Annotated in this window: 1 protein-coding gene; it reads left to right on the top strand. The window is 60.1% G+C overall.

Annotated features, from left to right (window positions below; all coding sequences use genetic code 11):
* Positions 1 to 113: 113 nt before the first annotated feature.
* The coding region (locus tag RMT89_RS41955; protein WP_315889010.1) for a hypothetical protein at positions 114 to 326 on the top strand (213 nt) is incomplete at its 3' end.

Here is a 326-nt window from a genome sequence, read left to right as displayed (position 1 = left end):
CATGACCGTGGGCACCGTCACTCGGGTGCTCCCGAAGACCGTAGAGATTCGCTTCGGTCGCCCCAATCGAGCTGACTGGGAGTTCGCCTTGCGCAGCCCGGAGGATGTCGTCCGTGTCTAAGCCGATCCTCGCCCTCAACAGCATCCGGGGGAAGTCCGGTAAGGACACCCTCATCGAGCACATCGAGGCCAATGGCCTGAAGGTGCATCGCGTGGCCTTTGCGGACACCCTGAAGAAGGAGTGTGCTGAGGTTCTGGCTGGCTGGCCGAATCTCTCCTGGGCAAATGAACTTGAGCGTCGAATGCACAACGCCAAGAAGGATCAA

The organism is Streptomyces sp. P17 (genome assembly GCF_032436805.1).
Lineage (GTDB): Bacteria > Actinomycetota > Actinomycetes > Streptomycetales > Streptomycetaceae > Streptomyces.
Note: the sequence above shows the minus strand (reverse complement) of the source record. Positions and strands in the feature narration are given on the sequence as shown.